This window comes from Nostoc sp. CMAA1605 (genome assembly GCF_021596505.1).
In the GTDB taxonomy this organism is placed as follows: Bacteria; Cyanobacteriota; Cyanobacteriia; order Cyanobacteriales; family Nostocaceae; genus Trichormus.
The window spans coordinates 20186-34510 of record NZ_PJIZ01000022.1 but is presented as its reverse complement, the minus strand read 5'-3'; the positions used below and the strand labels follow the sequence as shown (position 1 = coordinate 34510).

At 40.4% G+C, this 14325-nt stretch carries 11 protein-coding genes; 3 read left to right on the top strand and 8 right to left on the bottom strand.

Annotated features, from left to right (window positions below; all coding sequences use genetic code 11):
- Positions 1 to 183 (top strand): element excision factor XisH family protein, encoded by a 183-nt coding sequence (locus CV014_RS10390; protein WP_236141953.1) that lies wholly within the window; start codon positions 1 to 3, stop codon positions 181 to 183.
- Entirely contained in the window at positions 171 to 506 is a 336-nt protein-coding gene (locus tag CV014_RS10385; protein WP_236141952.1) for a XisI protein, read from the top strand. The genes CV014_RS10390 and CV014_RS10385 overlap by 13 nt, the downstream gene beginning before the upstream one ends.
- Before the next feature lie 15 nt (positions 507 to 521).
- Here the strand turns inward: CV014_RS10385 and dnaB are convergent, their stop codons facing one another.
- The 7 genes from dnaB to CV014_RS10350 all read right to left on the bottom strand — a co-directional run bounded on the left by dnaB (position 522) and on the right by CV014_RS10350 (position 6952).
- Entirely contained in the window at positions 522 to 1877 is a 1356-nt protein-coding gene (gene dnaB / locus CV014_RS10380) for a replicative DNA helicase (protein WP_236141951.1), read from the bottom strand.
- Positions 1878 to 2060: 183 nt separating this feature from the next.
- Entirely contained in the window at positions 2061 to 2519 is a 459-nt protein-coding gene (gene rplI, locus CV014_RS10375; RefSeq protein ID WP_236141950.1) for a 50S ribosomal protein L9, read from the bottom strand.
- Positions 2520 to 2753: 234 nt separating this feature from the next.
- Positions 2754 to 3569 (bottom strand): DUF1838 domain-containing protein, encoded by an 816-nt coding sequence (locus CV014_RS10370; protein ID WP_236141949.1) that lies wholly within the window; start codon positions 3567 to 3569, stop codon positions 2754 to 2756.
- A 100-nt stretch (positions 3570 to 3669) separates the two neighbouring features.
- Entirely contained in the window at positions 3670 to 4839 is a 1170-nt protein-coding gene (locus CV014_RS10365) for an AbrB family transcriptional regulator (RefSeq protein WP_236141948.1), read from the bottom strand.
- 404 nt (positions 4840 to 5243) lie between these two features.
- Positions 5244 to 5582, bottom strand: coding sequence for a hypothetical protein (locus CV014_RS10360; protein ID WP_236141947.1), 339 nt, complete (start codon positions 5580 to 5582; stop codon positions 5244 to 5246).
- Positions 5583 to 6157: 575 nt separating this feature from the next.
- Positions 6158 to 6544 (bottom strand): nuclear transport factor 2 family protein, encoded by a 387-nt coding sequence (locus CV014_RS10355; protein ID WP_236141946.1) that lies wholly within the window; start codon positions 6542 to 6544, stop codon positions 6158 to 6160.
- Between the two features lie 42 nt (positions 6545 to 6586).
- A complete protein-coding gene (locus CV014_RS10350) occupies positions 6587 to 6952 on the bottom strand; it encodes a Lin0512 family protein (RefSeq protein ID WP_103137799.1) in 366 nt (121 codons plus the stop codon).
- 248 nt (positions 6953 to 7200) lie between these two features.
- Between CV014_RS10350 and CV014_RS10345 the strand changes: the two genes are divergently transcribed.
- Positions 7201 to 8193 carry a WD40 repeat domain-containing protein gene (locus CV014_RS10345; protein ID WP_236141945.1) on the top strand — a complete coding sequence of 331 codons (993 nt, stop codon included), beginning with the start codon at positions 7201 to 7203 and terminating at the stop codon, positions 8191 to 8193.
- A 130-nt stretch (positions 8194 to 8323) separates the two neighbouring features.
- Here the strand turns inward: CV014_RS10345 and CV014_RS10340 are convergent, their stop codons facing one another.
- Positions 8324 to 14035: an MG2 domain-containing protein gene (locus CV014_RS10340; RefSeq protein ID WP_442946901.1), complete on the bottom strand. Its 5712-nt coding sequence runs from the start codon at positions 14033 to 14035 to the stop codon at positions 8324 to 8326.
- Positions 14036 to 14325: the final 290 nt, after the last annotated feature.

Genomic DNA, 14325 nt, shown 5'->3' with positions numbered 1-14325 from the left:
TTGTCACCCTCTGAGGCATTAAGACGGCGAGACCCAGAACGAGTTTTATATTTGGCAGTACCTTTGACGACTTACAGAACATTTTTTCAACTTGAGTTTCCCCAGGAAATGGTAGAGGAAAATCGAGTCAAAATTATTGTTTATGACGTTGAAAATGAGGTGATTGCCGAATGGAAAAGATAATTAAATATCGTCAGATTATACAAAAGATGCTTTTAGATTATGGTAATCAAAAGCCTGCTTACGGTAATATTGAAGTAGAGACAATTTTCGATACAGATCGTGATCATTACCAAATTGTTTATTTAGGTTGGGAAGGTTCGGATTGGGTACACAGTTGTATCATCCACATTGATATTAAAGGTGATAAAATTTGGTTACAATGGAATGGTACAGAAGATGATATTGCTGCTGATTTAGTGAATGCTGGAGTGCCAAAAGAAGATATTGTTTTAGGATTTCAGTCCCCATTTATGCGGCAGTTTACAGAATACGCTGTAGGTTAGTTTGTAACTATAGGTTTAATAACCACCCGATCTAGCCAAGTTTTTAAATTTGGTGAATTGCGGGTCAAATAATAGTTTTACAGTTCCAGTGGGGCCGTTGCGGTGTTTGGCAACTATGACTTCTGCAATACCGCGATCGGGGCTATCTGAGTTATAGTAGTCATCTCGATATAGCATGATGACTAAATCTGCGTCTTGTTCAATAGAACCAGATTCTCTTAAATCTGACAACATAGGACGCTTATTTGTCCGCGCTTCTACACCTCGACTTAGCTGAGATAAGGCAATTACAGGTACAGATAATTCCCGCGCTAAACCTTTGAGAGAACGGGTAATTTTTGATAACTCCTGCACACGGTTATCACCGCCACCTTCCATCAATTGCAGGTAATCTATCACGACTAAACCTAGTTCTACCCCCTGTTCTGCTTGTAGTCGTCTGGCTTGACTCCGCATTTGGGTAACAGTAATATTCGGTGTATCGTCGATAAATATGGGCATTTCCGATAGCATACTGATGGCGCGGCTTAACGGTTCCCATTGGGTTTGACTTAAGCGTCCACTCCGCAAATAACCGCTTTCAATTTGTGCTTCGCTAGCTAATAGACGTTGGACTAATTGTTCCTTGGACATTTCTAAGCTAAACACAGCCACAGGTAATCGCATAGAAGCAGCGATATTGTTAGCTAGGTTCAGGCAGAATGCGGTTTTCCCCATTGATGGTCTACCAGCGACGATAATCAAGTCAGAACGCTGGAAACCGCTTGTCATGGCATCTAAATCATAAAAGCCACAGGGAATTCCTGGTAGGGCAATGCCTTGATTTCGCTCCTCGATTTCTTGAAAATTATTAATGAGGGTTTCGGCAATGTGAATTAATCCCGACTGGGGGCGTTCTTGAGTAACACCGAAAACTTTTTGTTCTGCTTGGTCTAAAACAATGGGTAACTCAGTTTCAGTTTCGTAACCAAGCTGGACAATTTCATTACCAGCTTTAATTAATTGCCGTCGCAGGTATTTTTCCATGACCAACCCTGCTAAGGCATCAATATTGACGGCGGAAACTGTACGATCTACCAAGGTGGCTAATTTATTTCTCCCACCTATGCGGGTCAGCAAATCGTTGTCAGCTAGCCAACTGGTAACTGAGAGTAAGTCTGTGGGTTTACCTTGGGCGTGTAGCCTGATAGCGGCTTGATAGATATCTTTATGAGCCTTAATATAAAAGGCTTCGGGAAGTAGGCGATCGCTAACTCGACTAATGGCTTCTGGATCTAGTAAAATACCCCCCAAAATCGCTTCTTCCACTTCGATGTTTTGGGGTGGCAGACTGTTGCTACCACGCGATTCAAAACTTAGTTCTTCAGGCATAATTCTGGGGGATTGGGTACTGGGGATATAAGAGGCAGGGGAGCAGGCTTCCGCCGTGAGCGTCAGCCGAACGGGTGCAGGGGGCAAGGGGGAGAAAGATTTCCCTCTTTCTTTTGTGCAGTTGTTTCCTGTCTCTTTGACTTTTGTTTCCTAGTCCCCAGTACCCAGTCACCAATACCTAGTTTAACTAGCCACAACTTGAATATCGATTTGTGCTGTCACTTCAGAATGTAGTTTGATATCTGCTTTGTAAGTGCCTAACTTGCCAATATCAGGAATGGTAATACCACGACGGTCTATTTCTTGACCTGTTGCTGCTTGGATAGCATCAGTAACGTCTTGGGTGGTAACAGTACCGAAAATTGCTTCGTTTTCACCAACTTGCTTGGCGATTTTCAAGCTACCAACTTTTTCTAATGCGGCTTTTTGCTCTTGTGCTTGTTGCTTGAGTTCTAATTGGCGTTGTCTTTCGATTTCCCGACGGCGTTCTACTTGCTTAAGAAGACCAGGGGTGACGTTGGCTGCCAAATTTTGAGGAATCAAATAATTACGAGCATAGCCAGGAGCTACTTCCACTAAATCGCCAGATTTTCCTAGCTTGCTGACATCCTTAGTTAAAACTAATTGTATGCGTTTCGCCATTGTTCTCTGTTTTTCCTGTAAAATCTCATTAACTTGGGTTGCAGCTGGATAATCTACGTGAGCGTAGCTGTATCCCAACCTATACTATAATCCCAAAGACTACATATCATAGCGAAATGTGAGGGGCGATCGCAACTCCCAACTGCCAAAAATTTCCAAATTGGAGCTAAAAAGAAAAATAATTATCTGCACTTCCCCAACACCCTTAAACCCCTACACCCCCATACCCTTTTTTTACGATTCCTCACCGACTGGTAGAGGGAAGGTTTCACCTGCTAGATAGGCGGGAAAATTTTGTTGGAAGTATAACCAAGATGTCATATCTTCCCCTTCTGTATAAGCTTTGGGAGCTTGTTTATATAAAGGTACGCGATGATTAATTTCATCTTGGAGAAGTTGGGGTAATTCTGTTAAACCACTAACTTTACTACCAAATGCACTGTAGATGAGATGACCAGGGCGATCGCTCATATTCATCCAAGGCAACCATTGGCCGATCCTATCCCAACTAAGCCTCAATTGCGAAACTGATTTTAATTCTGGGTTAAATAAATCTGCGGTTGGGACTGTGAGTTTAAATAGTTCGGCTGCTTGATAAGTGGTGTAAGGACTGTATTTGGATAATTCGGGATCTGCGGCTAAAGGGTTGGGATATGTAGGGAAAATATCAAAGACAAAAGTTGTGCTTTCTCCCTCTACTTGTGCGGGAAATTTACCTTTAAAACAACCCTGCACAGGATTATTTGCCACATGAATGACTGTAACTGTTTCACCTGTCCAGGGATTTTCCCATTGGCGAAGGATTTCGTCTGTTTCTGGATGGAGATAATAAGTAAGTTCTCTAGAAGTAAAATCCCACACACCTGGTTCTGTGGGAATGCAGCGACTGACACTCAAGCCTAAAATTTTAAACAATAGTTTTCTTTTTTCCCCAGGTGTAAAAGCATAAATTTTCCCTCTCCAAGTGAGAAAAGTTGATTGGCTAGCATCAAGAGAAGAACGAGTTTTCACCCAATATTGAGCATCTAATTCTTGAGTTTGAGCAACCATAGATAGTTCCTTAGTTATTAGTCAATAGTCAATAGTCAATAGTCAATAGTCAATAGTCATTACTCATTACTCAGCACTCATTACTTCTCCCTTGTCTCCCCTAAACCCTTACACCCTTACACTCCTCAAATCGGCGAAATAAAAATAACCACAGGGGTAAGGAACTGTTAATGGCGATGAGTCGCACAAGATGACCGGTGGTGACAATTTCTACATTATGGTCTAATGCTAGGGAAACTAGGATCATTTCTGCTGCTCCTCCTGGTGCGGTGACTAATAGACAAGTCAACCAGTCCCATGAGGTTATTTGCATTGCTATTATAGTGGCGATCGCACCAGCAATTAAGGTCATGACGACAGACATTAAGGCGTAACCTAGAGTTTTTTTCCCCAGGGTGGGTTTTTCTCCCCAATATTCACCGATGGTAATTCCTAAAAGCAGTTGACCGATAATGTTGACTAGTCTTGGTGGGTCAAATTGAATATCACTCACCAATGGCAATAAATCTAGCACTGTATTAAATGTCAGTCCCAATATTAATGCACCAAAAAAATCTCCCGCCGGGAGTTTGCATTTAGTCACAAGATAAACTATGAGTGCGGTGATGGGTAATGCTATTGCCAATAATCCTATTTGTGATGGGTCAAAATTCCACCAGGAATTATTAATTGATAGGTTTGGTAAATTCCAGTAGTTCCCGACTGCGGTTCTAGCAATGCAAGGAATTAGTAATACTACTGAGGTGACGCGAATCGCTTGTACTAATGCTACTAATGTGACATTTTTATTATAGTCGGCGGCGATCGCTGACATCACACCTACACCCCCTGGGACTGTGGCTAGCATTGCTGTCAGAAGATTAGTCTGACTCAAGCGGGAGTAAATATAGCCAATACAACCACCGCATAGTAGTAAAAATAAAGTCAAAAAAATAAATATGGGAATTCCTGTAACTATCTCGGTTAAGTCAGTATTGGCGTTAGCCGCACCAACTGTTAGTCCTACTAAGGCCATTCCTACTCTTCTAGCCATGCGGTTAGGACGAGGAGAATACTGGTAAAAGATCCGACAAGTTTGCAAGATAGCTGTTCCCGCAAAAATACCCCCAAATATCCAAGAGATACCACCGAAATGTAACTTTGTTAAGACTAAAGCTAGGGGAAATGACAGGAGCATTTCCAGCGTGAGGATGATTAATTGTTTTGCTACTGCAATCTGTTTATTAATGGGTTTCTGGACAATAGAAACAAGACTTACACTTTGATTCATTGATTAAATTCATTGAAATATGCACTGCAATTTATCGGTGTTACTGGCAAGTTGTATTTATTTGTCAGTGTAAATGCGTATTAACTAATACCTGATAGTTATATCTAGAATTACAAGATAACATTAATTCAGAATAGTTTATAAATTATTAAATAACTTAATATTATATTTACTATAGATAGCCACGGCAAAATGCAGGATTGATAGTATTTCACTGACTTGAAAAAGGGGTGTAGGGGTGTAAGGGTATAGGGGTGTAAGGGAAAGACTTTTTCATGTTTTCTTGTGTATGCAGTTCATAATGGCTACTTAATTAGCCATGTGTAGATGACATTAAAATTCAGAGATAATGTCATCTACACATGGATAAGAGGTGTAAAAATGTGAACCTCTCGACAAAGTATTTAGTCTTCATCTAAGGCGGGAAAAAATTCCTCAAACTTCCATAATTCATCTTTATTGTGGAGAAACCAAATTCTAGTTGATTGGGTCAATTGTTCCCAGATAATTTCAGCAGGAATACTAGGAGAAGCGTAGCGATATTTTTGACCCAATAGTTTTAAATTCTCGGCGACATCATCGGGAATTCCAAAATCTTGCCAATCAACTGCTATATATCTTCCTGATACGCCAGAAGCTGGATCAAAAACTAATTGTGCTGTTCTAATTAAATCAGCAAAGTGGGTGGGTCTGAGAGTTGCTGATTGTTGAAGATGAAGTAATTCTTCATGTTCGTGAGACATATTCGCTGGAATAGTTAAAGGTTGATGGTGGGTGAATTTACTACCAGAGATTTTGTCCTCAATATTCCTATTTTAGCGCAGTTGATAATATGCAAAATTACTAAATCATCAGTAACATAAGTATAAATCGAATTTTGGAAGTATATTTTTATTAAATAGGAAAGTATACTTGTGTAGTTAATGTCATACTTTCATTAAATTTATGATTTCGCCGTAGCTATCCTAAATTATTGCTCAGTGCCGAATTTAATTGCTGAGAATCGAGGGTTGAGGTGATAAATATGATGGTGATGTTTTGGGTAACAGTTATTTTATTAGTCTGGCTTTTTGGCTTCTCTTTGTTAGCGGAAGCTTGGTTTTATGAAGAAGAACAGGATTTAGAGAATAGTGAGTTAGAGTGAAAAATACAGACGCAGTAAGTAGAACGGTGTAAATAATTAAAGGTTGGTAGTAAGGACTTTAGTCCTCTCATAAGGACTAAAGTCCTTACTACGAACTAAATGCAATTTTTGACATTACTTTACATAGTTTGGTTTTTTCAAGTCGTTCTACTTATATCGCGCCTGTATAGGTTATTAAGAGCGTAGTTGTGCGATCATCTGAGCAGGATTCCAGTAAGCGCGGGTGGTTTGGATTTTTCCTTCAGGATTTACTTCAAAAATAGTAATTCCTGCAAATTTGACTGATTTACCACTTTTGCTAACTCCGGTCATTGTCCATTTGACTGCGGCTTCGTTGCTAGCGATGAATATATGTTCAATTGTCGGTTCTAGTTGAGCAAATACAGCTTGTAACTGTCCGATAAATTCGCGGAATCCTTCATGAACTTTTGTTGGTGGTTCGCCAACGGGATCATAACTTACCGCATCTTCAGCAAAATTATCGACCCAACCTTCTGGGTTCATGGCTGCTATGTTACTAAAGTAAGCAGCCACAACTTTTTCTATAACTTCATTGGACATGATTCTGTTGAATGGTGATTTAGCTAACAGCACTGATAACTTTTAATCAGTTTCTACGAAAACGGTGACAGCTGCGATCGCCACTAACATTTCGTCATTTTTATCGTTAAGAGACTCAATAGCGCGTCCTTGCACTACCATACCGCCTGATTCTACCGTCAGGCTTTTGCGTCCGAAGGGTAAGACAGCCAAGACTTCGGCTTCTCTAACTTGTTCAGGATAGGGGACTGCAACTTGCACTTCCACAATCATCTCATTCGGGTCACTTAAACCCGCAACTTCCCATACTCCTGGTAAAGCATTATGCGCGATCGCGTTGCGAACAGCTCTTGCTGCGGCGACTGTCGGTTCTTGTCCGTGTTGGTCTACACCCATTCCCATCTCAATAATGAATCGTTTTCGCGCCACTGTGACATCCCAAAATCTTCACTTTATAACTATAGAACTTGAGGTACAGCCTGTACTGATACAGTAATTTTCAAGACGCTTCAAAAAATGGCACATTTAGTTTCGGCTTTTACATATTTCTGTGGAACTGTAGAAGTACGTAGGAAAGATTTTATTGAGACAGAATAGCTGTGAATTTCCAAAAATACTTTCATACTGCCAACCACCGTAAAACTATGGTTGCGATAGTCGGGTTAGCTGTATTAACTATGACTACAAATTATCAAGCGCAAGGACTAGCGCAACCAAAACCGCCTGGTGATTTTGTCTTCCCAGGTGAAAGATTAACAACAAAGCATCAAATTATGACGATAGCAGACGCAAGACCACCAGAACCGAGAACCTTGACAGGACACAGTGAAGCAGTTGTAACGGTAGCGGTGAGTGCAGATGGTAAAACCCTGGCTTCTGCTAGTTACGACAAAACTGTCAAACTCTGGGATATCACGACTTGTAACTTAATCAAAACCCTGAATCATCCCTATCAGGTAAATAGTTTAGTGTGGAAGAGTGATGGTAAAACTCTCGCTGCTGTGAATGGAAACCAAGTAATTATCTGGAATGTCAACACGGGAAAAGCACTCAAAACCCTCAAAGGTAGTGACGGTTTTTGGAGTGTAACATGGAGTCCAGACGGGAAAAAAATTGCGGCTGGGAGTTGGAACAAAACCATCACACTCTGGGATGCAAACACGGGTAAATTAATCAAAAACCTCACGGGACATACATCAGAAGTTTATAGTGTCGCTTGGAGTCCAGACAGCAAAACTCTGGCTTCTGGGAGTGGAGACAGCACTATCAAACTTTGGGATGGAACTACAGGTAAATTAATCACCACCCTAAATGAACATCAAGGAACTGTTTATGGTTTAGCATGGAGTCCAGACGGTAAAACTCTCGCTTCTGGGTGTACAGACCGAACTATCAAACTCTGGAATACAACCACAGGTAAATTAATCAAAACACTCAATGGACATAGTGACGCAGTTGGTAGTTTAGCTTGGAATGCAGATAGTAAAACTCTTGCTTCCAGCAGTGCAGACAAGACTATCAAACTCTGGGATGTAAACACAGGTAAATTGCTGAAAACCTTGAACGGACATCAGGATGTCGTCTTGAGTGTAGCTTGGAGTCCAGATGGTAAAACTCTGGCTTCTAGCAGTAGAGACACAATCATTAAAATCTGGAATCTTAATGATTAAAGGTTTGTAGTAAGAACTTTAGTTCCCTTATAACTTTAGCGTCTTTCTTTGCGCCTTTGCGCCTTTGCGCGAAACAAAAAAAGATTAATGCACAAAGTCCAAGGACTAAAGTCCTTACTACGAACTGGAGTTACTTAATTTCCAAAGTAGAACTAGCTGAACGTCCAAATTCCTCCGGCGCATATTGTAAATGCGCTTCCGCACCAGGCCAAATAAACGTACCAGGAGTTACCGAACGAACTAAGTAGTGCAGACTATAGACACCTGGTTCGAGGTGGTCAGCGTAGGCGATAATGCGATCGCGGTAGATATTCCTATAGCCAAGTTGCCAACTATCAGCCTGTGCTTGTAATGCAGCTGTTGCAGTTTGAAAACTTTGATCTACGGCTTCTAATCCTGCTGGTAATGGATCTTTAATCACTACATGATCTACAGGATGATCAGCAATAATTTCTAAACCAATATCAAATACCTGACCACTTTCTATATTTAATGGTTTATCAAAAGCGTAAATCCCTGTTTTTTGCAAAGGCTGCCTTTCTCCCACTTTGCTAATCGCTTTTGTCACCCGTAAACCATTAAATCTTCCTGGCTGATTTCCTGGTAATAGGTAACTGTAATTTACTAAATAATGTAACTTTCCATTACCAGATTTTTGCAGTGTTAAATCATGACGACCATGGGGTAATTTATCCATTGCTACATTTAGCTGTAAGCTGGGATTTTGATAACCATTAAAGCGGTTTTCTCCGAGTTTTTTACCTGCTAATTTAACTGTGGCTAAAAAGTTAGGTGGTGTGGCTTGGAGTTGACTATATTCTACTAATGCTGTTAAAGCTTGAGCATTATTGTAGTCAGTTTGCCATGTACCGTTTCGACGTTGTGCTAACAGACTTTGGAATAATTTATCGATAACTTCTGGTTTACTTTGTTTGGCGATAAATAGTCTTAAAGCCTGTGCTTGTGCTGTGGTATTGGAACTCATCCATCCCCATTGATTAGGTAAGCTAATCACGGCTGTGCGTCCAGTTTCAGAGATATTTTCTTGCAACTGGTTGAACATTTTTTGTGATTCATCTTGCCATTCAGGGAATTGCGATAAATATCGCGCTAGTTTGATTTGAGTAACTATATCAAAGTTATTGCGCTGTTGATAAATATCACTCAAGAAACTATTGCGTTTTTCTCCAAGTGCGTCTAAAGCAATTAAAGCATGGAGTTGCAGTTGATTTTTACATAATTGTTCCTTACAAAAGTCATATTGTCCTGGGTTAGCTAAGACTTTTTGTAAGTAATTCTTTAAGCGAGATAACATCGCTGCATTTACTGCATTGCGAAATACTTTTTGTGATTGGCTTAAAGATTCCGCAGCGTAAGCAGACACCCAAGGGTCTGATTTTTCTTGTCCTGGGAAGGCTGCAAAACCACCGTCGGCGATTTGCAGTTTGGCTAATTGTGTAATAGCTTGATTCGCCTGTTGTTGGGGGTTAAATTCTGCGAATGTTTGACTATATTTCTGAGATAACGTTTGTAAATTAGCCGCAATCATTAACTGACTCGCCGACGGTTCAGCGAAGGGTAAATCATTATCAGCTAATACTTGTTTGGCTGGTGCTTTGATTTCTGGTATTAAGGTACTGGCTAATTGAATATCTAAACCACCAGCTTTGGAATAGACATTTTTATCAACATTGAGAGGAATGTTGACTTGTTTATCAGTCACGCCGGTTTCCACAACCTGTTCTGTTACTTCTAACGGCTTGACTTCTAACGGCACAGCAAAGGCATCGGCGGCTGTATTATTTAACTGGGTGGTAAAGCGGACTTGCGCTACACCGACGTTTTCCGCCACCATTGGGAAGCGGTAAGCTTGCGTTGCAGACTCAGTTTTAGTTTGTAAGTTGGTAGAGTTGGGGTTTTTCTCTGCAAACTTGACATTACCCTGAAGTTCACCGTTAATTGTTAAGTTTCCTGAAGTGCCGGTGTTATTGGTGACGGATAAACCAGCTAGGATGCGATCGCCTGGACGGACAAATTGTGGCAAGATGGCATTAGTTAATAGTGGTTTGGTAGTGATAAAAGTCGCGTCACCATTCCCAAAGCGGAGATTTCCATCAGTCGCGACAACCATCACCCGCCATGTTGTTAAGTCATCCGGTAATTTAAAGGTGACTTGCGCCTTACCGTTAGCATCAGTGAGAACAGAGGCATTATAGTAAGCTAGAGGCTGAAAATCGGTGCGGGTGCGGGTATTGGCGATACCTGTGGATAAACCGCCGCTATAACCCCAGCCTTTGGGTTGTGCTATGTCTTGGGGTTGTATCACCACATCAGGACGATTATCACTGAAACGGGTAGATATTAGCTGTTCTGCATAGACTGTATCTACCAAATTTGGCGGACGATAACCAGATAGTTGCAACACCGCTTCATTCACCACCATGACAGTTAATTGTCCTTGGGTGGGGTTATTTTGGTGATCTTTGAGTTCGAGTTGTACTGTTGACTCTGCACCAGGTTCTAGGGATGCTTGCAATGGTGTCACTTGCACGTTGAGATACTTATCTTGCAAGTTGACTTTAAAAGGTGTAAACCCAATTTTGACTAATTTATCTAAACTTCCTGGTTCTACTTGATTTAAAGGTGCGCCTTGTCTGACTAACACAGCTTCCACTGCTGCATTCGGTAACATTTCCGGCGTGACTTGAAATTGAATTTGTGGCGCGCCTCCCTTAGTTTTAGTTAGTTGTTGATACAGGGGTTTATCTTTAATTACAGCAAAATATAACTCTGCATCTGGGTAGGGAGATTGAATTAAAGCCGTAGCAATTTCACCTGGTTGATATTCTTTTTTATCTAGTTTCACCTCTAGACGGTTTTCATCATCAGAACCCCAATAAACTTGATTATCTCCTGTCACCCAAATTTGACTATCTGTAGCCGTCACCTCATCTTTACTATCGCTAAAATTGGCACGAATGCGATATGAACCTGAGACAGTTGGGGTTAAATTGACAGTTTGAGAACTTTCAGATGAGGTAATTTCAGCCTGTGCAACTGTCTGATATTCCACTTGATTTTTAGCTGTGTCACTACCTTCTACTACCTGCGTCACACTGCTATATTTCATCTGTTGCAATTCTACACGCACCCGTTGATTAGTCATGGGTTTTCCTGTAGGTTCAGTGACAATTACTTCTACAGGAAAGCTTTTCCCAGCATTGGCGATGAAATCACTTTTTAACCCGATGAGACGATTACTAGGTAAAGCAGTAAAAGATTTGGAACTAGCTACAGATAAATTAGAAACATCTGCAACTTGCACATCTATATTATAAGTCATGGGATAAGGTAAATCTTTTGCCACCATCACCGTTTGTACAGTTTTACCTTGAGGATCTAATTTAGTGTTAGTTTGCAACACATCACTAGGTAAAGATGGACTTTCTTCCGGCCAAAACCATTGTCTACCAAAGCTAAATTCTTCCCATCCCTTGGGTGTAAAACTCTCCTGACGACGCGTCACAAAATATTTAGCTTCGCCTCCCTCCACAGGCGCGCCAAATAAATAATTACTCGCGGCTTTTGCTTCGACTTCCTCACCGACTAAGGCAAATTCTTTATTTAAATTGAGTTCAACTTTAAAATTCGGTGGTTTAAATTCAGCCACGCGAAACTCACCAGAAATCTCTCTCCCATCTTTCCCTTTGGCTTGAATGGTGTAGTAACCTAGTTTTTGGGTTTTACTAATTGGTAATTCTAGAGAAAACGTCCCAAATTCGTTAGTGGTTTTTGTCCCTAAATCTGTTTTCTGTCCATCAGGATTCAGGAAAATCAGTTGATATACAGCATTTTTATCTTGCTGGATACTGCCATTAATTAAAAAATCAGCAAAGCCTGTAAAAGCAGCTTTTTCTCCTGGCTGATATAACTGTCTATCTGAAAATATTACACCCCGTGACACAGGTTTATTATCGTCCCAACCTGCATCAATACCATATCCATATGAACCGCTATATTCTTCAGTCTTAGCAAATGCCCAATCTTGATTTTCACGGGCAATTACTAATAATTCTGGTGATTTTACAGACGAGTCTTTATTGCTGACATAACATGACTGTAAATTGGGGAGTTGTAGTCTTAAATTACCATCATTATCTGTTTTTCCTGTCGCGCAAGGTTGAACGGGATCACGATATTTTGCACCTAATTTTAATTGGTAAATTTCAATAGGTGCAGCTTTAACGGGTGAACCATCACTCAGATGATTAACACGAATTAAAGCCGCATCAGGAAACCATTGACTAAATACACCTAAATTAGTTAACTGCACTAAGCCGTAAGTCGTAGCTTCTCGCCACTGTTCTTGACCATTTTCTTGATATTTATTAGTACGTGCTTGTACACCGTAAGCTAACATTCCTGTTGCTGCACCGAGTTTTTCTCTCAGTGGTACATTAATATCAATTTGCTGATTTTTCTTAGAGGAAATTTTAAAAGTCTGCCATTTACTGAGTTGGGGTAATAAATCATTTTCATTACCTTGGGGATAAGCATTGCCGGCGTAAACTAAATCTGTCGGTTGAACTACGCGATAAGCAGCTTTATATTGCGACTCTGGTAAATTAACTGTATTAATATTTAGTTGTAATTTCTGTCCCGATGGGAAAATATGTAAATCTGAGGGAGTCCAAATATCTCCTGCTAAATCACCGGTATTATATTTGAGGGTGACGGGTTTACCAAAGGTTTGCCCGAATTTATCTTTTAAGTTTTTTTCGATAGTAATGGTGTAATTAGTTGCGGGATTTAAAGCATAGGGATTGAGAGTAACAAATCTATCTTCTTCACCTATTTGCAAAAGTCTAGAAATATCACGCGGTGCGGGGTCAATTTTAATATTTTCCTTGACTGAATCGGGAACTAATATATTATTAAATTCTAATTGTGGTGTGCCTTTAAGAAATCTACCATATGTACCATTAGCATCTGGTTGCCCGTAATAGTTAATTTGTTTAAATGCTAAAGGTGAATAGGTGGCTAATTTACTGACAAATTCTTTTTCTGTGGGTAAGTTACCATCGGCTGGTAATATACCAGGAGAGAATACTAGGCGGTAACTAGTGGCTTTATCTAGATTCTTTTGAGGAAATAAATCGTAAACCCAATTGCGTGTAGAAGGGTCAAATTTTTCTGTGGGTTCTTCCTCTGTTTCTGGTTTTTCTTCTTTAGCTAAAGCTAGTTTGAAATTGATTCCCTTGCTTTTACCTTCGGGAATTAATTGGAGATGTTCTTGGACGGAAGCTAAGTTTAATTCGGTGTTGGCGGTGAATTGTAATTTTGGTTGTAAATCAACTGTTTGAATGTCTGATTGTTCTACGGGATTTACGCCTGGTAAGTTCGTTATTTCTATGGGGTTGGTGTTAAATGTCCAGGCTAAATCTTTGTCTAGGCGATGATTTTTTAAGTCTGCTAAACCGGCTTTGAGGGTAACTTGTAATCTTGCGGCTTGGGGTAAGGCTTGTTCTGGTTGGAAGCCTACCATACGCGGTGTTAAAAAGCGGAATTGTCCTGGTAAGGGCGGCCAAAGTGCAAATTTTTGTAATAAATTTTGTTGTTGGGGACTGTCTAGTTGTTCTATGGGAATTAATGGTTCTTTGAAGCGGATGCGAATTTGATTGAGTGGTTGGGCGTTACCAATAGGGCTGATTTGTTCAATCCAGTCTGGTAAGTTGGGTGGGGTGAGTGGTTTGACGGTGGGAAGTTGGGGTTTTGATGATATGCCAATAAAGTTACACGATGTGATTCCTATTGTGAGTGTCAGAATAATTAGGAATCGCATGAGGGTTTTGATAATCATGCTGGGTTTATAGGGGATTTAAAATAGGATTTTTCTCACGCAGAGGCGCAGCGAAAAGTCGGAGCGGAGGTTTCCTCCGATCTGAACTTTTCAAGACAGAGGCGCAGAGAGGGAGAGACTGAGAGTTGGTACATTATATGGATAACCAATTTCTGATGGTTGTTTCCTGAAATGAACACAATTTTTAATTATTTTGTTTTGATGAATTTTTGTGAATTGATGGGTGAGGAAGCGTTAATTTGGGAAGGGGATGTGTATTTATTTGAGTTGAT

Coding starts and splice junctions, on each gene's coding strand:
- CV014_RS10385 (WP_236141952.1), top strand. CDS start 171: ATGGAAAAGATAATTAAATATCGTCAGATTATACAAAAGATGCTTTTA.
- dnaB (WP_236141951.1), bottom strand. CDS start 1,877: ATGCCTGAAGAACTAAGTTTTGAATCGCGTGGTAGCAACAGTCTGCCA.
- rplI (WP_236141950.1), bottom strand. CDS start 2,519: ATGGCGAAACGCATACAATTAGTTTTAACTAAGGATGTCAGCAAGCTA.
- CV014_RS10370 (WP_236141949.1), bottom strand. CDS start 3,569: ATGGTTGCTCAAACTCAAGAATTAGATGCTCAATATTGGGTGAAAACT.
- CV014_RS10365 (WP_236141948.1), bottom strand. CDS start 4,839: ATGAATCAAAGTGTAAGTCTTGTTTCTATTGTCCAGAAACCCATTAAT.
- CV014_RS10360 (WP_236141947.1), bottom strand. CDS start 5,582: ATGTCTCACGAACATGAAGAATTACTTCATCTTCAACAATCAGCAACT.
- CV014_RS10355 (WP_236141946.1), bottom strand. CDS start 6,544: ATGTCCAATGAAGTTATAGAAAAAGTTGTGGCTGCTTACTTTAGTAAC.
- CV014_RS10345 (WP_236141945.1), top strand. CDS start 7,201: ATGACTACAAATTATCAAGCGCAAGGACTAGCGCAACCAAAACCGCCT.
- CV014_RS10340 (WP_442946901.1), bottom strand. CDS start 14,035: ATGCGATTCCTAATTATTCTGACACTCACAATAGGAATCACATCGTGT.